Source organism: Winogradskyella poriferorum (assembly GCF_050618035.1).
Lineage (GTDB): Bacteria > Bacteroidota > Bacteroidia > Flavobacteriales > Flavobacteriaceae > Winogradskyella > Winogradskyella poriferorum_A.
On sequence record NZ_JBODPY010000279.1, the window covers coordinates 1 to 216 of the forward strand.

1 protein-coding gene is annotated in these 216 nt (G+C 33.3%); it reads left to right on the forward strand.

The window, feature by feature from the left end; all coding sequences use genetic code 11:
• Positions 1-5: 5 nt before the first annotated feature.
• Positions 6-137, forward strand: a complete 132-nt coding sequence (locus ACRHOC_RS15755; RefSeq protein WP_431159510.1) for a heme-binding domain-containing protein — start codon at positions 6-8, stop codon at positions 135-137.
• The last annotated feature ends 79 nt before the right edge of the window (positions 138-216 follow it).

Consider the following 216-nt stretch of genomic DNA (forward strand, 5'->3'; position numbering starts at 1 on the left):
CAATAATTAGTCAGGTTAAAGCTGATGAGATGCCACTAGCATCTTACACCTTGATTCACAAGGATGCTAAGTTGTACAATTCTGAAAAAACCTTGATTATTGATTATATGAAGAACCTAAAAGAAACATTAAAATAATGACCTGATATGGGAAGGAAATACTGGTTGGTTGGTTAATAGCCCTTCCCAATTCAGGCACTATAAAAAGTATTATGAA